Genomic DNA, 494 nt, shown 5'->3' on the forward strand with positions numbered 1-494 from the left:
GGTCGGTGTACCTCTCAATACACCTCGGTCGGCCCCCTCTCCCTCTGGGAGAGGGGACTGATTGGGGGATGCTGACAAACTTCGCCGACCTGAAAGAGTTGTTGTGAATCCAGAATCGACCGGGGTTCACAGGCAGGACTGCTTTGCATCCATAATCGACACGGTCTTTCAGGTCGGTGTACCTCTCAATACACCTCGGTCGGCCCCCTCTCCCTCTGGGAGAGGGCTGGGGTGAGGGTAAGGCCTTGATGGTGCTCTTCAAGGCTCCAGACCGATCCCGCGCAAAATCACCCCCGTCACGGTCTGTACCGCCCGCTCGAACTGCATATCCGACAACGGCTGGTGATCATTCAGAATATTCACCTGATGATCAAAGTCGGCGTAGTGCTGGGTCGACGCCCAGATCATGTACAGCAAGCCCGACGGCTCCACCGGCAGAATCCGCTTGTCCTCGACCCACTGGCGAATCTTCGCTTCCTTCATCTTCGCCCAGT

The 494-nt window shown here is 57.9% G+C and carries 1 protein-coding gene; it reads right to left on the reverse strand.

Going from position 1 to position 494, the window contains the following annotated elements; genetic code table 11:
• Positions 1 to 258 precede the first annotated feature (258 nt).
• Positions 259 to 494 (reverse strand): TetR family transcriptional regulator C-terminal domain-containing protein (locus D6877_RS15280; RefSeq protein WP_178083692.1); only part of this gene is annotated, 236 nt, incomplete at its 5' end.

The organism is Pseudomonas sp. Sample_9, from assembly GCF_004307535.1.
Classification (GTDB): domain Bacteria; phylum Pseudomonadota; class Gammaproteobacteria; order Pseudomonadales; family Pseudomonadaceae; genus Aquipseudomonas; species Aquipseudomonas mercuritolerans.